We start from the raw sequence: 19,129 nt of genomic DNA, 5'->3' as shown, positions 1-19,129 counted from the left end.
TTTCAGACTGGATCTTTACACTGGGTTCGAAACGCGGACCGCAGTAGCGCAATCGATGAGTGGACAAAGGTAACCAACCAGTGGAACAACGCAGAATCCGGCTCGCAGCCGTAGGTGACGAACTGCTCGCAGGCCTGGGCGACCCTCGTGCGCTCGGCTGGTTCGGCCGAGTGCTGGCCCGGACAGCTCCCAACGGCGTCTCCCTTCAGGCGTTTACCCTTGCGGCGCCCGAGGAGGGCACCGAAGCCCTCGCCAACCGTTGGCAGCAGGAGACCGGTCGGCGGTTCGACAACGGATTCGAGAACCGGCTGGTGATCGGCCTGTCCGACCGGGACCTGGACCTGGACCTGTCCACCGCGCGCAGCCGCCTCAATCTTGCCAACATCCTGGATGGCGCAGCCCAGATGAGCGTCAAGGTGCTCGTGGTAGGTCCTCCCCCGGGGCTCGACCCCGAACGGAACCGCCGGCTGGCAGATCTGTCCGCGGCGTACGCGGATGTGACCACACGCCGGAAACACGTCTACGTTGATACCTTTACCCCGTTGCAGGCCCATGAGCAGTGGCGGAGCGATCTCGTAGCGAACGGCGGCGGACCCGGCCAGGCCGGCTACGGGCTGATGGCCTGGCTCGTCCTCCACCGTGGCTGGTTCCAGTGGCTGGATGTACCTGCGCCGCAGTAGCTCCCGCGGCCATCATTGAACCCTGAGGAGTCGATCAGTCAGTGGGTCCGGCAGTACGCGGCCTCTCATTTTCCCTGTGTACGGTGGGGCACTGATTGATTGACCGATCACCCACGACAGATCCACCAGGAACGGACGTATCTCCCATGAAGACCTCCCTTTCGAAAAAAGCCTCGGCAGCAGCCTTCATCCTCGCTGCGCTTTTCCTCGTGGGTTGCGATGACACCACCGGTGACAACCAGGACCAGGAACAGCAGCAGGAAGACAGCGGATCGGGCTTCAACAACAATGACAACACTTCAGGCGACGGCGACTCCGGTGACGATTCGGACGACGAAAGCGACGACGATTCAGACGGCGGCGACGACGACTAGGGCATCATGCCGGGCCCCGTTGCTGATTGCTGGTTGCTGGGCGATTAGTGCCTGAAGACGATTTTTCCAAAGACGTCGCCGTCGGCCATTTTGCGGAAGCCCTTCTCCGCCTCGTCGAGCGGTAACACCTCGTCAATCTCCGGACGGACGCCTGTCGCGACCAGGAACCGGGTGAGCCGGACCAGTTCCTCGCGGGTGCCCATGGTGGACCCCAGAACCTGCAGCTGCAGGAAAAACACCCGGTTCAGGTCGGCGCTGGGCGCCGGCCCGCTGGTGGCACCGCAGGTCACTACCGCGCCGCCGGGCTTCAATGCCTTGAGCGAGTGACCCCAGGTGGCCTCGCCCACCGAATCGAAGACGACGTCCACGCGTTCGGGAAGGCGAGCGCCGTCGTCAAACACTGCCGCTGCCCCGAGCGCGAGTGCTCGCTCCTGCTTCGCCTTGCTCCGGCTGGTCGCCCAAACCCTGAACCCGGCCGCGCTTGCCATCGCGATGAGTGCTGTTGCGACGCCGCCGCCGGCCCCCTGGACCAGAATGGTGGATCCGGGCGCGGCGGGGGACACGGTGAACAGCATCCGGTACGCGGTCAGCCATGACGTGGGCAGGCAGGCTGCCTCCTCGAAACTCAGCTCGGCAGGCTTGGGGACCAGATTGCGTGCTGGCACCCACACCACATCGGCCATGGCGCCGGGCAACTTCTCGGACAGCAGGGTACGGCGTGGATCGAGGGTTTCGTCGCCTTCCCAGCCCGGCGAGGAAATGACCCCGTGCACCAGCACCTCGTTGCCATCATCGTCAACGCCGGCAGCGTCACACCCGAGAATCATCGGCAGTTTGTCCTCACCCAAACCCACCCCACGGAGGGACCAGAGGTCATGGTGGTTTAGCGCGGAGGCACGAACGGTCACCTTCCGATACCCCTCCGGGGCCTCACTGACCGGCAAGTCGCCGATCACCAATCCAGCCAGCGGGTCGTCAGCGGAAAATGAGTCAACGTATACGGCGCGGGTCACGTGATGCTCCTTCGGATCGACTGTTATTCCATCCTAGGACCCCCGGCCCCCGGGGAGGCCACCCGGTTGGACGGTCGGGCTCTGCGAAGTGTGGGAGACTGGATGGTAGTTCAAAATACTTGAGAAGCAAGGAGGCAGCCATGAGCAAGCGAGCACGCAAGAAGCGCGACCGCAAGAAGGGCGGCGCTAACCACGGTAAGCGCCCCAACGCCTGAGCAGTCGGGCTAGCACCAAAAAGAGAGCCCCCCGCACCGATCATCGGTTGCGGGGGCTCTCTTTTTTTATCCGGTGCAGGCTGCCTGCTCCAGTGAGCTAGTGCTCTGCGGTCTTGATCTGGCTGATCCGGTCCAGGATGCTGGTCTTGAGGGTGGTGGGCGCCACCTCGGTGCAGGATCTCTTGACCACTGAGCGGATGACGCACTCGAGGTCGTGCTCTTCCGCACACTCAGGGCAGTCCTCCAGATGGTTCTTGATCTCCACCAGATCATCGTGGGACAGAGCCCCATCGAGGTAGTCGTACAAGCGCTCAATCCGGGAATCGGCGCAGTCGCCAAGGCTCTGACAATCGCTCATTTTCCACCCTCCTGTGTCTTTGCCGTGCCGCTGCCCGCCGCTACCTTCGCAGCCCCCAGGCCGCGATCGTGCGCGTACTCGGCAAGCAATTCACGCAACAGCTTGCGCCCACGGTGCAGCCGCGACATTACGGTGCCGATGGGCGTATTCATGATTTCTGATATTTCCTTGTAGGCGTACCCCTCCACATCGGAGAAGTAGACGGCTAACCGGAACTCCTCCGGAATGGCCTGCAGCGCCTGCTTGACGTCTGAATCTGGCAGGTGGTCAAGCGCCTCCACCTCGGCAGACCGCAGACCCGTGGGAGTATGCTCGGCGGCCTTCGCCAGCTGCCAGTCCTCGATCGTGTCCGAGTGGGACTGCAACGGTTCCCGCTGGCGCTTCCGGTACAGGTTGATGTACGTGTTCGTCAGAATGCGGTACAGCCAGGCCTTCAGATTGGTGCCGGGTTTGTACTGGTGGAACGCTGAAAAAGCCTTCGTGTAGGCCTCCTGCACCAAATCCTCGGCATCAGCGGGATTGCGTGCCATTCGCATGGCAGCTGAGTACAGCTGATCCACATACTGCATGGCATCTCGCTCGAAGCGAATCTTCCGATCCGCATCCGATTCGGTCGACACATCCAATTGAGCGTCTTCGGCTGGGACGCTGCCCGCCGCGGGTGTTGTATTCATTGAGGAAAAGTCTACGCGCCCGGGCCTCGCTGGCCGCACGGGGTTAACCGTCAACTGGAAGTCGGGCGTCTGTCCGACTATTGCGGCTTGTGCCGTCATGATCCGCCTCTCGTGAGCTTGCAGTTGGTTCTGCCGTACCTATCTGATCTCTGCTGGACATAACCGCTACCCCCGGGTGGTTATTCCTCACCGATCGGTCGCCCCCGATGGGCGATGAGTGCCGCCGTCGTCCCTCTGAGCACCACTTACGGATACCCATATCGCCTTACCACTTTAAAAATGCAAAACTAGAACGCAAGTGCCCAATCAGTCCACAGCCAGGAGGCAATCATGACCCTTGTTCGCGTAGTAGCCCGTCCGATGCTTGCGAGTTCGTTCGTGGTGGCCGGTATTGACCGGCTGCGGAACGCCGAAGCAGCCGGCACACAGCTCCGTCCCACCCTTGACCGGATCACCAAGGCCATCCCCTCCGCCTCGTCGGTCACCGCCAACGAAAAAGTAGTGGCACAGGCCCTCGGCGCCGCGCAGGTCGGCGCTGCCGCGCTGCTGGGCATCGGACGGTTCTCCCGGGTTGCCGCGCTGGTCCTCGTCGGCACCGCCGGTCTGAACACCCTCGTTGACTACAAGTCGGCCGACTCGTCCACCGCCGAGGCGCGGAAGGCCCGCCGCAACCAGCTCCTGAAGAACGTCTCGCTGCTTGGCGCAGTCCTGCTGGCTTCCGTGGACACGAACGGTCGCCCAGGTCTGGCCTGGCGCGCCGAGCACTTCGCGTCCGATGCCAAGCGCAACGCGAAGGCCCTCAGCCACGACACGCGCAAGAGCGCCAAGTCCATTGCCAAGGACACCGAGAAGCAGCTGAAGAAGGCCAACAAGTCCGTCCGCAAGACCGCCACCGATCTGGTGAGCTAGCAAAGACGTGACCCACATGGAACTGTCGCATTGGCCGGCACCCTTCGCCACCTCGCCGGTCAATGCGACAGTTCAGGTTCCCGGCTCCAAATCACTCACCAACCGGTTCCTCGTCCTCGCCGCGCTGGCTGACGGCCCGTCCCGGCTGCGTGCACCACTGATCTCCCGCGACTCCGCGCTGATGGTGAAGGCGCTCACCGCCCTGGGTGCCGGGTTTACCGAGGTGGACGGAGACGGCGCCTTTGGTCCGGACCTCCTCGTCACCCCGCTGGATCCTGCCGCGACCGGCGACCCTGCCATCGACTGCGGGCTGGCCGGCACCGTGATGCGGTTCGTTCCACCCCTCGCGGCATTGCGCCACGGAACCGCCTCGTTCGATGGTGATCCACACGCCCGCCAGCGTCCGATGGGTGCAGTCATCCAGGCCCTGCGCGGTCTCGGGATCACGGTCGACGACGACGGCGACGGGCAGCTCCCATTCACGGTCACCGGTACCGGCTCCGTCCCCGGGGGGAAACTGGTGGTGGACGCCAGCGCCTCCTCCCAGTTCATCTCCGCGTTACTCCTGGTCGGCGCCCGGTTCACCGACGGCCTGCACCTTGAACACGTGGGTCCGCCCGTGCCCAGCCTTGACCACATTGCCATGACGGTGCGGGTACTGCGCGAGGTGGGTGTCGACGTCGACGATTCACTTCCGAACCAGTGGCGGGTCTCCCCCGGCACGATCCGAGCCTTCGACGTCCGGATCGAACAGGACCTCTCCAACGCCGGCCCATTCCTCGCGGCGGCCCTGGTCACCGCCGGCACCGTGCGGATTCCCAACTGGCCCCTGGGTACCACCCAGGTCGGTGACCAGTGGCGTGAGATCCTGGTGCAACTCGGTGCTGAGGTGGTCCTCTCCGACGGGACCCTTTCGGTGACCGGCGGTGCCCGCATCCGTGGAGCACACCTCGCCGACACCAGCGAACTCGCCCCCACCGTCGCGGCACTCTGCGCACTGGCCGATTCGCCGTCGACCCTGAGCGGGATCGCCCACCTGCGTGGCCACGAGACCGACCGCCTCAAGGCACTGGCGACCGAGATCAACCGTCTGGGTGGAGAAGTGACCGAGACCGCCGACGGGCTGTCCATCAGTCCGGCCCCCCTCCATGGCGGCGTGTTCAGGACCTATGAGGATCACCGGATGGCGACCGCCGGAGCGATTATCGGGTTGGCCACCGAAGGTGTCGAGGTTGAGAACATCGGCACCACAGCCAAGACCATGCCCCAGTTCCCCGAGCTCTGGGCGGACCTTGCGGCGACCGGGCGCCCCTCCGCCGGCGAGCCCCTCCCCACCAGCGGGCGCTGACGTGGCTACCGGCGGCAACCGTGGCGGCGCGCGATCGTGGGACGAATCCGACATCAGGGTCCGCCCCAACAAGAAGGGCACCCGTCCCCGCACCAAGGACCGGCCAGCCTACGAGGACGCGGTCACCGGACGGATCGTCACCGTCGACCGCGGACGCTACACCGCCGTCGTCGACGAGGATGGCGCCGACGAGCGGATCGTCATTGCCGCCCGGGCCCGCGAGCTGCGGCGCACTCCCGTCGTTGCCGGTGACCTGGTGGCCCTGGTGGGTGACCTCACCGGCGGACCCGATGCCCTTGCCAGGCTGGTCCGGGTACAGGAGCGGCGCACGCTGCTCCGGCGCAGCGCCGACGACACCGACCCGGTGGAGCGCGCCGTCGTCGCCAACGCCGACCAGCTGGTCATTGTGGTGGCCGCGGCCAATCCGGAACCGCGCACGGGCTTCATTGACCGGGCGCTGGTGGCGGCGTACGACGCCGGGATCCAGCCGATCCTCTGTGTCACCAAGGCCGATCTGAAGGACCCCAGCGAGTTGCTGGATAACTACCGACACCTGGACCTCCCGGTGATCATCAGTCGGACCGCCACCGACGACGACGCAGTGGCAAGCACGTCCGACGACGGCCTCTCTGCACGTCTCCTCGGTGACGCGGTCGGCCAACTGCGCGCTCATCTGGATGGCAGGGTCAGCGTGCTGCTGGGCCACTCGGGGGTCGGTAAATCGACGATGGTCAATGCGTTGACCGGCTCCAACCGGGCCACCGGAGGAGTGAACGCCGTGACCGGCCGGGGCCGGCACACGTCGTCGTCGGCAATCGCGCTGAAAGCCGGGGACGCACTGCCGGGTACCTGGATCATCGACACCCCCGGGATCCGTTCGTTCGGACTGGCCCATGTGGACCCCGACCGGATCCTGCAGGCCTTCCCCGACCTCGAACCCGGCACGGCCGACTGCGCCAGAGGCTGCCGCCACGACCGGACGGCCGTGAAGTGCGGATTGGACCCCTGGGTCCGGGACGGGCTGGCCGGCGGCTCGGGGCCGGTGCGCCTCGCGTCCCTGCGACGGTTGCTCGGCTCCAGCATTCCCGAAGCAAAAGGAAATACCCAGGAAGCCAAAGAGCTCGGCGAACAGTAGACCTGATAGGCTTAAACCAGTTGTGGCGTTGCGCACGTAGTAGCACTGCAACGAGAACCCCGAAGCACGGGGGGATTCTCACACACAAGGAATATGAAAAAAATGGCAACAGGTACAGTCAAATGGTTCAACGCTGAAAAGGGCTTTGGATTCATTGCTCCTGACGACGGCGGCGCGGATGTATTCGCCCACTTCTCGGCAATCAACTCCAGCGGATTCCGCGCGCTCGAAGAGAACCAGAAGGTCAACTTCGAGACCACGCAGGGCCCCAAGGGACCGCAGGCCGAGAACATCACCGTTATCTAGTAACCCAGATACGTAGGCCGCCCCACTGGGCGGTTCTTCCACAGGACACTGACACGGCTTTGAGCCGGCGGTGTCCTGTGGTGTTTAACGGCAGGGCCTCCCGCACTCTGCGGGGTAAGGCGATAGGTTGAAGGTATGAACCACCGCCAAAGTTATAACGATGATCTGCGCCTTGCCCATGTGATGGCCGATTCTGTTGACGACCAGACCATGTCGCGATTCAAGGCTTTGGATCTGGTGGTGGAAACCAAGCCGGACCTTACCCCCGTGACCGACGCCGACAAGGCCGCTGAAGAGTCGATCCGGGGCCAGCTCTCCCGGGCACGCCCCCGCGACGCGGTGCTGGGTGAGGAATTCGGCAGCACCGGCGCCGGATCACGACGCTGGATCATCGACCCTATCGACGGCACCAAGAGCTTTGTGCGCGGCGTCCCTGTCTGGGCCACCCTGATCGCCCTCGTCGACGAGGGACAGCCCGTGGTGGGCCTGGTCAGCGCACCGGCCCTGGGGAAACGCTGGTGGGCGGCCACCGGAACCGGTGCCTACATGGGCAAATCGCTCGCCGCGGCGAGCCGGCTGAAGGTCTCGAACGTCTCCCGGCTGGAAGACGCCTCTTTGTCGTACTCGAGCCTCTCGGGCTGGAAGGAGCGGGGGAACCTGCCCGAGTTCATGTCGCTGACCGAGAAGGTCTGGCGCAGCCGGGCCTACGGCGACTTCTGGTCCTACTGCATGGTCGCTGAGGGTGCTGTCGACATCGCCTGCGAACCCGAGTTGAACCTCTACGACATGGCCGCCCTGGTGCCGATCATCACCGAGGCTGGCGGGCGCTTCACCTCCCTCGAAGGCACCGATGGGCCCTTCGGCGGCAACGCCCTCGCCACCAACAGCACCCTCCACAACGATGTGCTCCAGATCCTGAACCCCGATGTGGATGACCTGCTGTAGGAATCCGTCATCCAACTGGTCGGGGCTACGCTAGGGGGATATCCCGACAGCTATCCGAGCCTGCGAAAGCGAGTCCACCATGCCCCGCGGCGGCCCGCGCCTGCACCAGAGCCGGCGAGTCCACCTCGCGGGTGGCTATCTCGACGGCGGCGAGCAGTATGACCGGGTCAGACCTGGCTACCCGTCGGAGAGTGTCGACTGGTCAGTGCCGCACGGTGCGCGAGCAGCCGTCGATCTGGGCGCGGGTACCGGCCTCTTTACCGCCGAGCTGGTGAAGCGCGGGCTGCAGGTGACCGCCGTCGACCCCTCCAGCGACATGCTGGGCGTGCTCAGTGCGAAGCTCCCCCAGGTCACCACGGTGGTCGGCACCGCCGAATCGACCGGCCTGGCCGTCGCCTCCACCGACCTGGTGACCATCGCACAAGCCTGGCACTGGCTTGATCCGGTCGCGGCTTCAGCGGAAGTGGCACGCCTCCTGGTTCCCGGCGGACGGCTCGCCCTCCTCTGGAACCAGCTTGATGTGTCGGTCCCCTGGGTTCACCGGCTGAGCCGCATCATGCATGCCGGGGACGTCTACACCCCCGAGTACCAGCCGGCGATCGGCCCCGGGTTCGGGGTGGCGCAGCATTTGACCGCCCGGTGGAACCAGCAGCTGCGCACCACGGACATCATCGAACTGGCTAAATCCCGCAGCTACTATCGCCGCGCCAGCCCAGCCATCCGGGTGAAGGTGGAGGCCAACCTGGACTGGTACCTCCACGAGCATCTGGGGTTCAACGGTGAGGCTGCGGTGGACCTCCCCTACTTCACCCATTCCTGGCGGGCTGACCGTAACTGACCCGACCAGTCCCTATTGTTAAGGTGTGCCTATGAGTAAGATTTAGGTATGCCGAAATATTGTCTTCCGCTGGTCCTGGCGATGCTGCTTGCGGTCGCCGGTTGTGGCGCCAGTCCGGCAGCCCAGGCGAGGCCCGCCGACGACGATGATCGTCCCATGGTGTTGACGACCTTCACCGTTCTCGCCGATCTCGCCGACCAGGTCGGTGGAGGGCATGTCCGGGTCGAGTCCATCACGAAGGTCGGTGCGGAGATCCACGGTTACGATCCCACTCCCTCAGACCTGGTGAACGCGCAGGACGCCGACCTGATCCTGGACAACGGCCTGGGTCTTGAACGGTGGTTCGAGCGATTCCTGATCGCCGTCGACGCTCCGCGCGCAGTTCTCTCCGAGGGTGTGGAACCGGTCGACATCCGCTCCGGCAACTACAGTGGACTGGCCAACCCGCACGCCTGGATGTCCCCCCGTGCCGCACAGACCTACGTGGACAATATCGTAGCGGCGCTCACCGACCTCGATCCCGCCCACGCCAGGGACTTCGAGGCGAACGGTGCGCTGATCAAGGCCGAACTGCAGGGAATGCTCGACGACCTGCAAGCTGCCTTCGCCGACGGCGGCACCCCGGCCCTGGTCACCTGCGAGGGCGCCTTCTCCTACCTGGCGCGGGATGCCGGTCTCGACGAGTCGTTCATCTGGCCGGTCAATTCGGACGCTGAGGGCACACCCCGGCAGATCAAGGAAGTGATCGGGTTCGTCGAGGCCAACGAGGTGCCCACGGTGTTCTGCGAATCGACAGTCAACCCCTCGGCGCAGGAGCAGGTGGCCCTAGCCACTGGTGCGAATCTCTCGGGACCCCTGTATGTCGATTCGCTTTCGGGGCCGGACGGCCCGGTACCCACCTTCCTCGACCTCCTGCGCTACGACATTGCACTGATCACCGAAGGACTCGCCCCATGAGCTGGTACGCCCCCGCACACCCTGCGCCCTCCCCTGCCGACCTCCACCCGGTGGCCGCGCTGTCCGTCTCGGGACTCAACGTCAGCTACAACGAGGTGCAGGCGCTGATTGACGTTGACCTGACCGTCGAGCGGGCACGGATCTGCGGCCTGATCGGCGTCAACGGATCGGGCAAGTCGACACTCTTCAAATGCCTGATGGGCCTGGTGCAGCCCTCGGTGGGCACGGTGACACTGTTCGGCAAGGACCACCGCACCGCACGGCGCACCAATATGGTGGCCTATGTCCCCCAATCGGAGGATGTCGACTGGACCTTCCCGCTCTCGGTGGGAGATGTGGTCCTGATGGGCAGGTACGGGCGGATGGGGCCGTCCCGCCGGGCCGGCCGTGCCGACCGGGAGGCTGTAGACGAAGCGCTTGACCGGGTGGGCCTGACCGCGCAGCGTAGCCGGCAGATCGGGGAACTCTCCGGCGGGCAGAAGAAGCGCGCTTTCGTTGCCCGGAGCATCGCCCAGGATGCCCAGCTCCTCCTCCTGGATGAGCCCTTTGCCGGGGTGGACAAGTCCAGCGAAGCCACCTTGATCAGCCTCCTGAAGGAGCTCAGGGACGAGGGCCGGACGGCGCTGATCTCCACCCACGACCTCGCGGGGATCCCCGAACTCTGCGACGAGGCGGTGCTCCTGCATAACCGGGTCCTTGCCCATGGCCTGCCCGCAGAGGTGCTGACGCATGAAAAGCTGGCGCTCGCGTTCGGGCCGCTTCCCGGGGCCGCGTCTGGCCCCCGCCCTCCCTCACCGACCATCGAAAAGAACGAGGATTCGTGATGGAATTCCTGTCCTTCCTGACCGAACCGTTGCAGTATGGTTTCCTGACCCGGGCCCTGGTGGTCACGGTATGCGCAGCGGTGGTGGCGTCGGTGCTCTCCTGCTGGCTGATCCTGATGGGCTGGTCGCTGATGGGCGACGCCGTCTCGCACGCCGTCTTGCCGGGGGTTGCGCTGGCCTACATCATCGGGATCCCCTTCTCGATCGGCGCGTTCGTCTTCGGCGCCGGAGCCGTCGCCCTGATCGGTGTGGTGAAATCGACGACCAAGCTGAAGTCGGACACGGTGATCGGCGTCGTCTTCACCGGGCTGTTCGCCGTCGGGCTGGCGATCGTGTCCCGCACGCCGTCCCAGGTGGACCTGATGCACATCCTCTTCGGCAACGTCCTGGGCGTGACCGACGGTGAGCTCTGGCAGGTGGTCATCCTCGGCGCCCTGACCCTCGCCATCGTGTTGTACAAACGCCGGGATCTGACGTTGTTCGCCTTTGACCGCACTCACGCCCATGTGATCGGGCTGAACACCAAGGCTCTGTCCACCCTCCTGCTGGGCCTGATGGCGTTGAGCGTCGTCGTCGGGCTGCAGGCCGTCGGCATCATCCTGGTGGTGGCCATGCTCATCACCCCCGGTGCAACGGCGTTCCTCCTGACCCGCAGCTTCGACCGGATGCTGATCCTCGCCGCGAGCATCACCACCGTGGCGTCGGTGGCCGGTATCTACGCCAGCTACTACCTGGACATCTCGACGGGCGCTGCAGTGGTCCTGTCCCAATCGCTCGTCTTTGTGCTCGTCTACCTCTTCGCCCGCCGGACGGGAATCATCTGGCAGGCAGGCAACCGTCGTCGGTTGCGGCGTCCCACCACGCCGGACGACGTCGGAGAACCGGCCCGGCTGCAACCGACAGGAAGGGCCTGACCCATGGCCAAGCGCACTGCCGCAACACTGAGCGCAGGATCATCGAGCGTCCAGGACTATGTGAAGGTCATTTACTCGTTCACCGAATGGCAGGATCGTCCTGTCACAGCCTCGCAGCTGGCCGCCCGGTTGTCGGTGGCGAATTCCTCCGTCTCCGAGATGGTGCGCAAGCTGAGGGATCTGGGCCTTGCCCGCCATGAACCGTATGGTGCGGTGGAGCTGACGGGTGACGGGCGGCAGCTGGCCCTGGCGATGGTACGCCGGCACCGGCTCCTGGAGACCTTTCTGGTCAGCGAGCTGGGATACAGCTGGGACGAGGTGCATGACGAAGCAGAGCTGCTGGAACATACAGTCTCCGACACCTTCATCGAACGGCTGGACCGGAAACTTTCCCACCCCACCCGCGACCCGCACGGGGATCCCATCCCCACCGCTGATGGAAGGATCACCCTGCCGACCGCTCATCTGTTGAAGGATCTCGACGACGGCCACCCTGGACGGATTACGCGGATCAGCGACGCGAACCCCGACCTGCTGCGGTTTCTCGCCTCGGAATCCATCGACCTGGACATACCGGTACGCGTGGTGGAGCGTAAACCCTTCGGTGGTCCGCTGGTGGTTGCGGTGGGTGGGATAGCAGATGCCAGGACGTACGACTTCGGCGAGGAGCTGACCCAGGCGCTCTGGATCGAGACGGATGGAGTCCACACTGGCTGCCGGCTCGCCGAACCCGCACGGGTGTAGCCCCCGGGTGCTGCGTCAGCCGCCCGCCAGTAGAGAGCCGACGGCCAGACCGGCCCCCGCGGCGAGAAGAGCCAGGGTGGCGGTGCCCATCGCATTGATCAGGCCGCGACCCACCCGTCCGCTCTGCAGCAGTCTGACGGTTTCGACGCTGGCGGTGCTGAACGTAGTGAACCCGCCCAGGAATCCGACGCCGGCAATCATTTCTGGGTCGAGCGGCATGCCACCGCGCAGGCCCAGCCCGGCCAGGATCCCAAGCAGCCCCGACCCGACCACGTTAATTGCCACGGTGCCCCACGGAATGGCTGTCCGGAACCGGGATCTCACCACGCCGTCCAGCATGAATCGGGTCACTGCGCCACATCCGCCTGCCGCACCGACCAGAAGTATCAGGAGCACGCTCATGGCCTGGCTCCGCCCTGGTGGGGGCGCGGCCGGCTGGCGCGGCGTCGGTGCAGCGCCGACGCTGCGGCGATCCCCGCGAAGCTCAGCAGGATCCCACCCATCACGCTGATTCCGACATACAGGGCAGCCCACCCGAGGTCCCCGTCGATTCCCAAACCGACGGCCTCGATGGCGAACGTACTGTAGGTGGTGAAACCACCGAGCAGCCCGGTGCCGAGAAGCAGACGGGCGGACCGGCGTTTTCCACGATCCGGTCCGGACCGCAGGAGCGCTTCGAGCAACAGACCCAGCAGGAAAGCGCCGACCAGGTTGATGGCCAGGGTGGGCAGCGGGAGGCCCAACGGCCTGGGGACAACCCCCTCCAGCCAGTATCTGCACAGGGTTCCGACCATTCCTCCGAGGAAGACGAGGAGAAGGAGCGCCGGTCGCCAATGGGGATGGCGCTCCAGCGGCGCCGGCGTCTCCGCGCGGGACACGGTCGGACGGGAGTGCATCAGCGCCCACCCTGCGTATGGGAGGGGGTAGCGGGAACCACCAGGACCGGCGTTGGCTGGTGGTGCGCGAGGTGGGCAGCCACCGAACCTGTGAGGAGATTCCCCATCCGGCGTGCCACGGTCAGGCGGCGCGCTCCCACCACGATCATGAACGCCCCCTCCGTCTCAGCTGCCTGCGCAAGCTCATGCGCTGCCTCGCCGCGGACCAACCGGTAGCTTTGCGGTCTCGAGAACCGCCCGGTCCTGACCCGGCATCACCCCGACCAGCAGGGGGCCTCGAACGGAATTCACGGTGTACCTGCCTCTGTCGAGTGTCAAGGCAGGAACCATCAGCCCTTGTGGCGGTTCGGGCAGTGCCCCGGCGGGATCCATCGCCGTTGCCTCGACTATAGCGGACTGATCAGCCGGATCGATGGGGCCGCAGCGCGTCACAGTATTATCGACCGGCCAACAAATGCAATGATCACTACATGACAACGCTGGGGATTGAAGAAGAGTACCTCCTGCTGGACCCGACGTCGGGATTGCCTGTCTATAAGGCCAACGAGGTGCAGGCGTTACTGGAACAGTCATCGACGATCGAGGCGGACGACATCCAGCGTGAGCTCCTGGGCTGCCAGCTGGAAACCGCGACGCCGGTCTGCGCCACCCTCACCGAGGCCGAGGAATCGTTGCTGCACTTCAGGCGACGGATCTCCGCGGCGGCACGGAAGGCCGGGGTGCGCGCCACCGGGTCGGCGACAGCCCCACGGATCGAGTCCGCGTATCCCACGTTGACCGACAAGCAGCGCTACCACGAACTCCGTGCGAGCGCCCGCGGTATCGTCGCGGACCAGTTCGTGAACGGCTTGCATGTGCACGTGGGCATCCCGGACAAGGAAACCGGGGTACAGGCCTTGAACCGGATCCGGCCCTGGCTCCCGGTCATCACCGCCCTGAGCACCAACTCGCCGTTCTGGCTGGACCGGGACAGCGGCTTCGCCAGTTGGCGGGTGGTGCACTACCGCCGGTGGCCGGTGCAGGGCTGCCCCCCGGTTTTCGCCGACGCCGCCGACTACGAACGCCGGATTGACCGGCTGGTAGCCACCGGCGTCATCATTGACCGCGGGGTGCTCACCTGGATGGCACGGCTCTCCGATACGTATCCCACCCTCGAGTTACGGGCTGGCGACGCCCAGCTGGAGGCACAGGATTCGGTGCTGCAGGCGGCCCTGGTCCGGGGGCTGGTATCCACCGCCATCCGCGAGGCGGAGGCAGGACTGCCGTTCCTGGACCCGGACCCTGAGCTGCTCGATGCGGCCATGTGGCAGGCTGCCCGGCATGGACTGGCCGGAGACCTGGTGGACCTTCACACGGGCGATCTGATTCCGGCACGCGAGCAGATGGACCGGTTGCTGGGCTACACGTCTGACGCAGTCGACAAAGAGGGCGACGCCGACTGGATCGCCGCTGGCCTGGCGACGGTCTGGGAGCGCGGGACGGGCGCTGAACGGCAGCGCCGGGCGATGGAGGGCGGCGGAATGGCCGCGCTACTGGATCTGTACAGCGAAACCCTCACCGCTGAACGCTAACCCGGCTTCTGGTTGGCCTTACCCTCCGCAAGACGCTGCAACGTCCGTTTGATGCGAGCCTCCCGGGTCGCCGGGCGCTTGGCCGCCGCGATCCACAGGCCGTATTCGCGCTGGCGGGAGTAGGACAGGGCCCTGAACGCATCCACTTCGCCCCCGGCGACCAGGGCATCCACCACGTCGTCGGCGAGGGCCACCACCCGTTCACTGGTGTCGAGGGTGAGGGAAACCCGCACCGTGTCACCGGCGGCCTTCCCGATTTCTTCCTGCACATCGGAGCGCACCAGCAACAGATGCGCGTCGCCGTAGGTGACCAGTGAACCGCGGTAGCCAACACCGTCGAACGCTGCCATCACCGGCACGCGCCCGCTTGCGCCAAAGGTTTCGGGCACACTGTGCGGAAACTCAACGTACGCTGCCGAGCCGACGACAGCCGAGCGCTGAATAATCGCGTCGAACTCGATGGGGCCGGGATCTCGGAATTGGGCCATTTCAGAAGCTTAGCGAACCCGTCTACCGAATGGCCGTCCGCAACAGGCGCGCCTCCCACGGTTGGAGGCGCAGCGGATCCTGGGCCGGGTAGTTTCCCAGCACCACTTCGCCCTCGCCAAGCCCCGGCGGCAGGGCGAGCTCCTCCCCCGACACGTTGCCGAGCACGGTGAGCGTCTCGCCGTCGTGGGTGCGGGTGAAGGCGTACAGCGTGCGGTGGGATTCCTCAATCAGGGTGAAGGTGCCGAGCCGCACGACAGCGCTGTCGTGGCGCAGCTTGATCAGCCGCTGGTAGTACCCGTAGATGGACCGGTCGGCCGATCGATCGGTATCGGCGTTGATGGTCGGATAGTTCGGGTTGACCGCCAGCCACGGTTCGCACGTGGTGAATCCCGCCTGCTGGCCGGCGGTCCACTGCATCGGTGTCCGGGCGTTGTCCCGGCTCATGATGCGGATCATCCCCAGCACCTCCTCGGGGTCGCGGCCCAGCGCGGTGGTGGCTTCGTTGTAGTAGTTGATGGACTCGAGGTCCCGGAAGTCCCCGATCGAGGTGAACGGGACGTTGGTCATCCCCAGTTCCTCCCCCTGGTAGATGTAGGGGGTCCCCCGGTGGAGGTGGAGCAGCGTAGCCCACAGGGTGGCTGATTCGTACCGGTAGCGGGTGTCGTCGCCAAACCTGGACACCAGCCGCGGCTGGTCGTGGTTGTTCAGGTACAGACTGTTCCAACCGGTGTCAGCAAGGCCCTTCTGCCAGCGGTTCCAGGACGTTTTCAGGTCCTGAAGGTCCAGCCCCCGGTAATCCCATTTGCCGCCCGGCCCGAAGTCCAGTCCCACATGCTCGAACTGGAAAATCATGTCCAGTTCCTGGCGGGCGGGATCGGTGAAGAGCCGTGCCTCTTCAAGGGTTGCACCGGGCATCTCGCCCACCGTCATCAGGTCGGCAGTCCTGCCGCTGAACACTTCGCGGTGCATCTCCTGGAGGTAGTCGTGAATCCGCGGTCCGGAAATGAAGTGTGGGGCGCCGTCGCCCCAGAGCCCACCGGCGGGCACCACGCCGTCGGGCAGGGCAGGATCCTTGGAAATGTAGTTGATGACGTCCATCCGGAAACCGTCGACGCCCAGGTCAAGCCACCAGTTCATCATGTCGTAGACAGCCGACCGGACTTCAGCGTTTTCCCAGTTGAGGTCCGGCTGCTGGGGTGCAAACAGGTGCAGGTAGTACTGTCCGGAGGCCGGGTCGAGCGTCCAGGCAGGTCCGCTGAAAGCCGATCCCCAGTTGGTCGGTTCGGCACCCGGCTCGCCGGCGGTGAACCCCTCCCGGGGATCCCGCCACCAGTACCAGTCCCGTTTGGGCGAGTCGATCGAGGAGGATGCCTCCCTGAACCACTCGTGGTCGTTGGAGGTGTGGTTGACCACCAGATCCATCACCAGTTTCATGCCCCGGTGATGCGCTCCCGCCAGGAGCTCGCTGAACTGCTCGAGGGTGCCGAACGCGGGGTCGATCCTGCGGTAATCACTGATGTCATACCCGTTGTCGTGCTGCGGCGACTGGTAGACGGGAGACAGCCACAGCACGTCCACCCCGAGTTCCGCCAGATAATCAAGCTTGCCGATGATTCCGCCGAGGTCCCCGACGCCGTCGCCGTCGGAATCTGCGAAGCTGCGGGGATAGACCTGATAGACGACGGCGTGGGTCCACCACGCGGGCTGGTCCTGGATCGGGGCGGTGTTCATGGGGACGATCCTCTCACGGGACCTGCCGGACCTCGATCAGGACGGATTGTTCGGGGAACAGTACCGGTGCCTGGACTCCAGTGGAACCCAGAAGGCGTCCGGAGAGGACCAGGGGCGTTCCGTTCCGCGCAGCCTCGGACCAGTCCAGGGGTGAATGGCCGGCGTCGGGATGTTCCAGCGCGCCCGCGGCTGGGGCAAGCGTATACCTCGCCGCGGGGTCAAGACCCGGCAGCCGGATCCTCCCGGGCGGGTAGGAGGAGCTGGATGCGCTGAGGGTGTAGGCATACAGTGCAGCGGTGCGGTCTGGAGCGACGATTCCGCGCAGGTCCATGGCAGGGTCCGGGAGGTCGGCATGGACTACCTGTCCGGTGTGGAGCAGTTCCCGCCATCGCTTGTGCAGGGCAATCCACGACGCGAGGTCGGCGGTTTCCTCCTCGGCCAGCTCGGCAATGTCCCACTCAACCCCGTAGTGCCCGAACACCGCAGTAGCCGCCCTGAACGCCAGCGAGTGGGCGCGGTGGGTGGAGTGGGACACCGGACCGCCGATGTGCATTCCCATGAGTTCCGGTGCGACCAGCAGCCCGGTGTATTTCTGGATCACCAACCGCTCCAGCGGGTCGATACAGTCACTCGTCCAGATCCGGTCGGTGCGGGCCAGGACGCCCAGGTCCACCCGACCACCGCCCGAGGCGCAACTTTCGATCTCCAGCGCGGGATGGCGACGTTTGAGCTCGTCCAGCAACCGGTACAGTGTCCGCACGTTGCGGTGAACTGCGGCGGCACCCGATCCGGCGGTGCCCGCTTCCATCAGGTCCCGGTTGTGGTCCCACTTGATGTAGGCAATATCGTGGGCCGCCAGGATGGCGTCCATCCGCTCCAGGATGTAGTCCCAGGCCTCGGGAATGGCCAGGTTGAGCACCTGCTGCTGGCGGGCCGACGGCGGCAGCCGCCCCGCAGCCTGCAGGATCCAGTCAGGGTGCGCGCGCGCCAGGTCGGAGTCCGGGTTGATCATCTCGGGTTCGAACCACAACCCGAACTCCATGCCGAGCGAGCGCACATGGTCGATGAGGGGGTCCAGCCCGTCGGGCCACACGCCGTCGTCGACAAACCAGTCCCCCAGACCGGCCGTGTCGTCGCGCCGCCCCCGGAACCAGCCGTCGTCGAGCACAAACCGCTCAATACCCACCTCGGCTGCCTTGTCCGCGAGCCGGGTGAGCCGGGTGAGGTCATGATCGAAATAGACGGCTTCCCAGGTGTTCAGCGTGACCGGTCGTGCCCGGCGTGGATGGGAGGGCCGGTCACGCTGCTCCCGGTGGAACCGCTGAGCCAGCTGGTTGAGCCCGTATCCCCAGGAACCGAGCGCATCCGGTGCGTCGTAGGTTTCACCTGGCTGAAGCAGAATCTCCCCGGGCAGGAGCAACTCTCCAGCGGCGATGAACGCAGCACCCGTGGGAGTCTTCTCCACCAGCAGCTGGTGGTTGCCGCTCCAGGCGCAGTGGACGGCGTGGACCTCGCCCGATTCGAAGCCGAAGGCCGACTCGCCGGCGGCTAGCAGGAGGGTCGCGTCGAGCCCGGGGCGGCCCCGACGGCTCTCCCGTCGATAGGTGCCGGTGGTGAGGTTATGTCGCTGGGGGCTGCGCTCGCGCAGGTGGCGGCCGGTGGTGTCGAGAATGTCCACTGCCGACGACGGGACCGGGAACACCGCGAGCAGCGAGCCTACCTCACAGGGGGTCTGGCCTTCGTTCGTTAGGTGGAGCCGCTGCCGGAGCAGGCCCGACCCGGTGACAGTGACAGTACCGTCGAGGCGAAGGCCGGCGTGGGGATCCGTCGCGGTGAACCGCAACTCGCTCCCCGTGGAGGACACGTTGGTGGTGGTGAGCCGGGGAAACAACACCCGGCCTTCGCGGGTACCGGTCAGGCCGGGGGTGCCCTGCCAGCCGAGCGACTCCTGCGGCACGAGGGTCAGCTGGGCCGGCGTGTCGAGACCGCCCGAGACCCGCTGCGGCTGGGAGGCGGTGGCGAAGTCCTCGAGGTTGCCCTGCTCTCCCAGTTCCTCGCCCCAGTACAGAATGGCGGGGAGGTCGGCGGTCGAGGTGTCGATGATGACACTGGTGCCACCGTTGGTGAGGTGGAGGACGGGTGCGGAATTCATTAGTTATTTTTATCGTAAAAGTAATTGGGGGGTCAAGGCAGGCTACTTCCCTCTTC

General features: G+C 65.5%; 23 protein-coding genes and 1 riboswitch. Of the genes, 14 read left to right on the top strand and 9 right to left on the bottom strand.

Going from position 1 to position 19,129, the window contains the following annotated elements; genetic code table 11:
* Positions 1-80 precede the first annotated feature (80 nt).
* Both IWX64_RS03315 and IWX64_RS03310 read left to right on the top strand, forming a co-directional pair.
* A complete protein-coding gene (locus IWX64_RS03315; RefSeq protein WP_196865744.1) occupies positions 81-680 on the top strand; it encodes a GDSL-type esterase/lipase family protein in 600 nt (199 codons plus the stop codon).
* Positions 681-826: 146 nt separating this feature from the next.
* Positions 827-1,054 carry a hypothetical protein gene (locus IWX64_RS03310; RefSeq protein WP_196865743.1) on the top strand — a complete coding sequence of 76 codons (228 nt, stop codon included), beginning with the start codon at positions 827-829 and terminating at the stop codon, positions 1,052-1,054.
* A gap of 44 nt (positions 1,055-1,098) precedes the next feature.
* Here the strand turns inward: IWX64_RS03310 and IWX64_RS03305 are convergent, their stop codons facing one another.
* Positions 1,099-2,067 (bottom strand): zinc-binding dehydrogenase, encoded by a 969-nt coding sequence (locus IWX64_RS03305; protein WP_196865742.1) that lies wholly within the window; start codon positions 2,065-2,067, stop codon positions 1,099-1,101.
* A gap of 140 nt (positions 2,068-2,207) precedes the next feature.
* Between IWX64_RS03305 and IWX64_RS17230 the strand changes: the two genes are divergently transcribed.
* A complete protein-coding gene (locus tag IWX64_RS17230; protein WP_116778527.1) occupies positions 2,208-2,282 on the top strand; it encodes a 50S ribosomal protein bL37 in 75 nt (24 codons plus the stop codon).
* Positions 2,283-2,379: 97 nt separating this feature from the next.
* Here IWX64_RS17230 and rsrA read toward each other — a convergent pair whose 3' ends face one another.
* Together rsrA and IWX64_RS03295 are read right to left on the bottom strand one after the other, a co-directional pair.
* Positions 2,380-2,640 carry a mycothiol system anti-sigma-R factor gene (rsrA, locus tag IWX64_RS03300; RefSeq protein ID WP_019483104.1) on the bottom strand — a complete coding sequence of 87 codons (261 nt, stop codon included), beginning with the start codon at positions 2,638-2,640 and terminating at the stop codon, positions 2,380-2,382.
* A complete protein-coding gene (locus tag IWX64_RS03295) occupies positions 2,637-3,314 on the bottom strand; it encodes a sigma-70 family RNA polymerase sigma factor (protein ID WP_245345599.1) in 678 nt (225 codons plus the stop codon). The genes rsrA and IWX64_RS03295 overlap by 4 nt, the downstream gene beginning before the upstream one ends.
* 330 nt (positions 3,315-3,644) lie before the next feature.
* Between IWX64_RS03295 and IWX64_RS03290 the strand changes: the two genes are divergently transcribed.
* From IWX64_RS03290 to IWX64_RS03245, 10 genes are all read left to right on the top strand, one after another.
* On the top strand, positions 3,645-4,223 hold the full coding sequence (locus IWX64_RS03290; protein WP_196865741.1) for a DoxX family protein: 579 nt from the start codon (positions 3,645-3,647) through the stop codon (positions 4,221-4,223).
* 16 nt (positions 4,224-4,239) lie between these two features.
* Positions 4,240-5,571 carry a 3-phosphoshikimate 1-carboxyvinyltransferase gene (gene aroA, locus IWX64_RS03285; protein ID WP_196865740.1) on the top strand — a complete coding sequence of 444 codons (1,332 nt, stop codon included), beginning with the start codon at positions 4,240-4,242 and terminating at the stop codon, positions 5,569-5,571.
* A 1-nt stretch (position 5,572) separates the two neighbouring features.
* Positions 5,573-6,706: a ribosome small subunit-dependent GTPase A gene (rsgA, locus tag IWX64_RS03280; protein WP_196865739.1), complete on the top strand. Its 1,134-nt coding sequence runs from the start codon at positions 5,573-5,575 to the stop codon at positions 6,704-6,706.
* Between the two features lie 102 nt (positions 6,707-6,808).
* Positions 6,809-7,012 carry a cold-shock protein gene (locus IWX64_RS03275; protein ID WP_019483099.1) on the top strand — a complete coding sequence of 68 codons (204 nt, stop codon included), beginning with the start codon at positions 6,809-6,811 and terminating at the stop codon, positions 7,010-7,012.
* A 135-nt stretch (positions 7,013-7,147) separates the two neighbouring features.
* The gene (gene hisN, locus IWX64_RS03270; protein ID WP_196865738.1) at positions 7,148-7,957 is read left to right on the top strand and encodes a histidinol-phosphatase; all 810 of its coding nucleotides are present in this window, start codon (positions 7,148-7,150) and stop codon (positions 7,955-7,957) included.
* Between the two features lie 79 nt (positions 7,958-8,036).
* Complete coding sequence (locus IWX64_RS03265) at positions 8,037-8,795, top strand: class I SAM-dependent methyltransferase (RefSeq protein ID WP_196865737.1); 759 nt, start codon at positions 8,037-8,039, stop codon at positions 8,793-8,795.
* A gap of 48 nt (positions 8,796-8,843) precedes the next feature.
* A complete protein-coding gene (locus tag IWX64_RS03260; RefSeq protein ID WP_196865736.1) occupies positions 8,844-9,752 on the top strand; it encodes a metal ABC transporter substrate-binding protein in 909 nt (302 codons plus the stop codon).
* Entirely contained in the window at positions 9,749-10,576 is an 828-nt protein-coding gene (locus IWX64_RS03255) for a metal ABC transporter ATP-binding protein (protein WP_196865735.1), read from the top strand. The genes IWX64_RS03260 and IWX64_RS03255 overlap by 4 nt, the downstream gene beginning before the upstream one ends.
* The gene (locus IWX64_RS03250) at positions 10,576-11,490 is read left to right on the top strand and encodes a metal ABC transporter permease (protein ID WP_196865734.1); all 915 of its coding nucleotides are present in this window, start codon (positions 10,576-10,578) and stop codon (positions 11,488-11,490) included. The genes IWX64_RS03255 and IWX64_RS03250 overlap by 1 nt, the downstream gene beginning before the upstream one ends.
* A 3-nt stretch (positions 11,491-11,493) precedes the next feature.
* Positions 11,494-12,234, top strand: a complete 741-nt coding sequence (locus IWX64_RS03245) for a metal-dependent transcriptional regulator (protein ID WP_196865733.1) — start codon at positions 11,494-11,496, stop codon at positions 12,232-12,234.
* Positions 12,235-12,249: 15 nt separating this feature from the next.
* Here the strand turns inward: IWX64_RS03245 and IWX64_RS03240 are convergent, their stop codons facing one another.
* Genes IWX64_RS03240 through IWX64_RS03230 form a run of 3 tightly spaced genes read right to left on the bottom strand, consistent with a single transcriptional unit; the run spans position 12,250 to position 13,339 of the window.
* Positions 12,250-12,636: a fluoride efflux transporter FluC gene (locus tag IWX64_RS03240; protein ID WP_196865732.1), complete on the bottom strand. Its 387-nt coding sequence runs from the start codon at positions 12,634-12,636 to the stop codon at positions 12,250-12,252.
* Positions 12,633-13,130, bottom strand: a complete 498-nt coding sequence (locus IWX64_RS03235; protein WP_196865731.1) for a fluoride efflux transporter FluC — start codon at positions 13,128-13,130, stop codon at positions 12,633-12,635. Before IWX64_RS03235 ends, IWX64_RS03240 begins: the two co-directional genes overlap by 4 nt.
* Positions 13,130-13,339, bottom strand: a complete 210-nt coding sequence (locus tag IWX64_RS03230) for a universal stress protein (protein WP_196865730.1) — start codon at positions 13,337-13,339, stop codon at positions 13,130-13,132. Before IWX64_RS03230 ends, IWX64_RS03235 begins: the two co-directional genes overlap by 1 nt.
* A gap of 104 nt (positions 13,340-13,443) precedes the next feature.
* Positions 13,444-13,515: riboswitch (Fluoride riboswitch) on the bottom strand.
* Positions 13,516-13,600: 85 nt separating this feature from the next.
* Between IWX64_RS03230 and IWX64_RS03225 the strand changes: the two genes are divergently transcribed.
* Positions 13,601-14,701, top strand: coding sequence for a carboxylate-amine ligase (locus IWX64_RS03225; protein ID WP_196865729.1), 1,101 nt, complete (start codon positions 13,601-13,603; stop codon positions 14,699-14,701).
* Here IWX64_RS03225 and IWX64_RS03220 read toward each other — a convergent pair.
* The 3 genes from IWX64_RS03220 to IWX64_RS03210 are packed head-to-tail and all read right to left on the bottom strand — an operon-like array spanning position 14,698 to position 19,073.
* Positions 14,698-15,189, bottom strand: a complete 492-nt coding sequence (locus tag IWX64_RS03220) for a YdeI/OmpD-associated family protein (protein ID WP_196865728.1) — start codon at positions 15,187-15,189, stop codon at positions 14,698-14,700. The genes IWX64_RS03225 and IWX64_RS03220 overlap by 4 nt on opposite strands.
* A 22-nt stretch (positions 15,190-15,211) precedes the next feature.
* Positions 15,212-16,921 carry an alpha-glucosidase gene (locus IWX64_RS03215; protein WP_196865727.1) on the bottom strand — a complete coding sequence of 570 codons (1,710 nt, stop codon included), beginning with the start codon at positions 16,919-16,921 and terminating at the stop codon, positions 15,212-15,214.
* 13 nt (positions 16,922-16,934) lie between these two features.
* Entirely contained in the window at positions 16,935-19,073 is a 2,139-nt protein-coding gene (locus IWX64_RS03210; protein WP_196865726.1) for an alpha-galactosidase, read from the bottom strand.
* Positions 19,074-19,129: the final 56 nt, after the last annotated feature.

This window comes from Arthrobacter sp. CAN_A212 (genome assembly GCF_015752345.1).
Lineage (GTDB): Bacteria > Actinomycetota > Actinomycetes > Actinomycetales > Micrococcaceae > Arthrobacter_D.
Note: the sequence above shows the minus strand (reverse complement) of the source record. Positions and strands in the feature narration are given on the sequence as shown.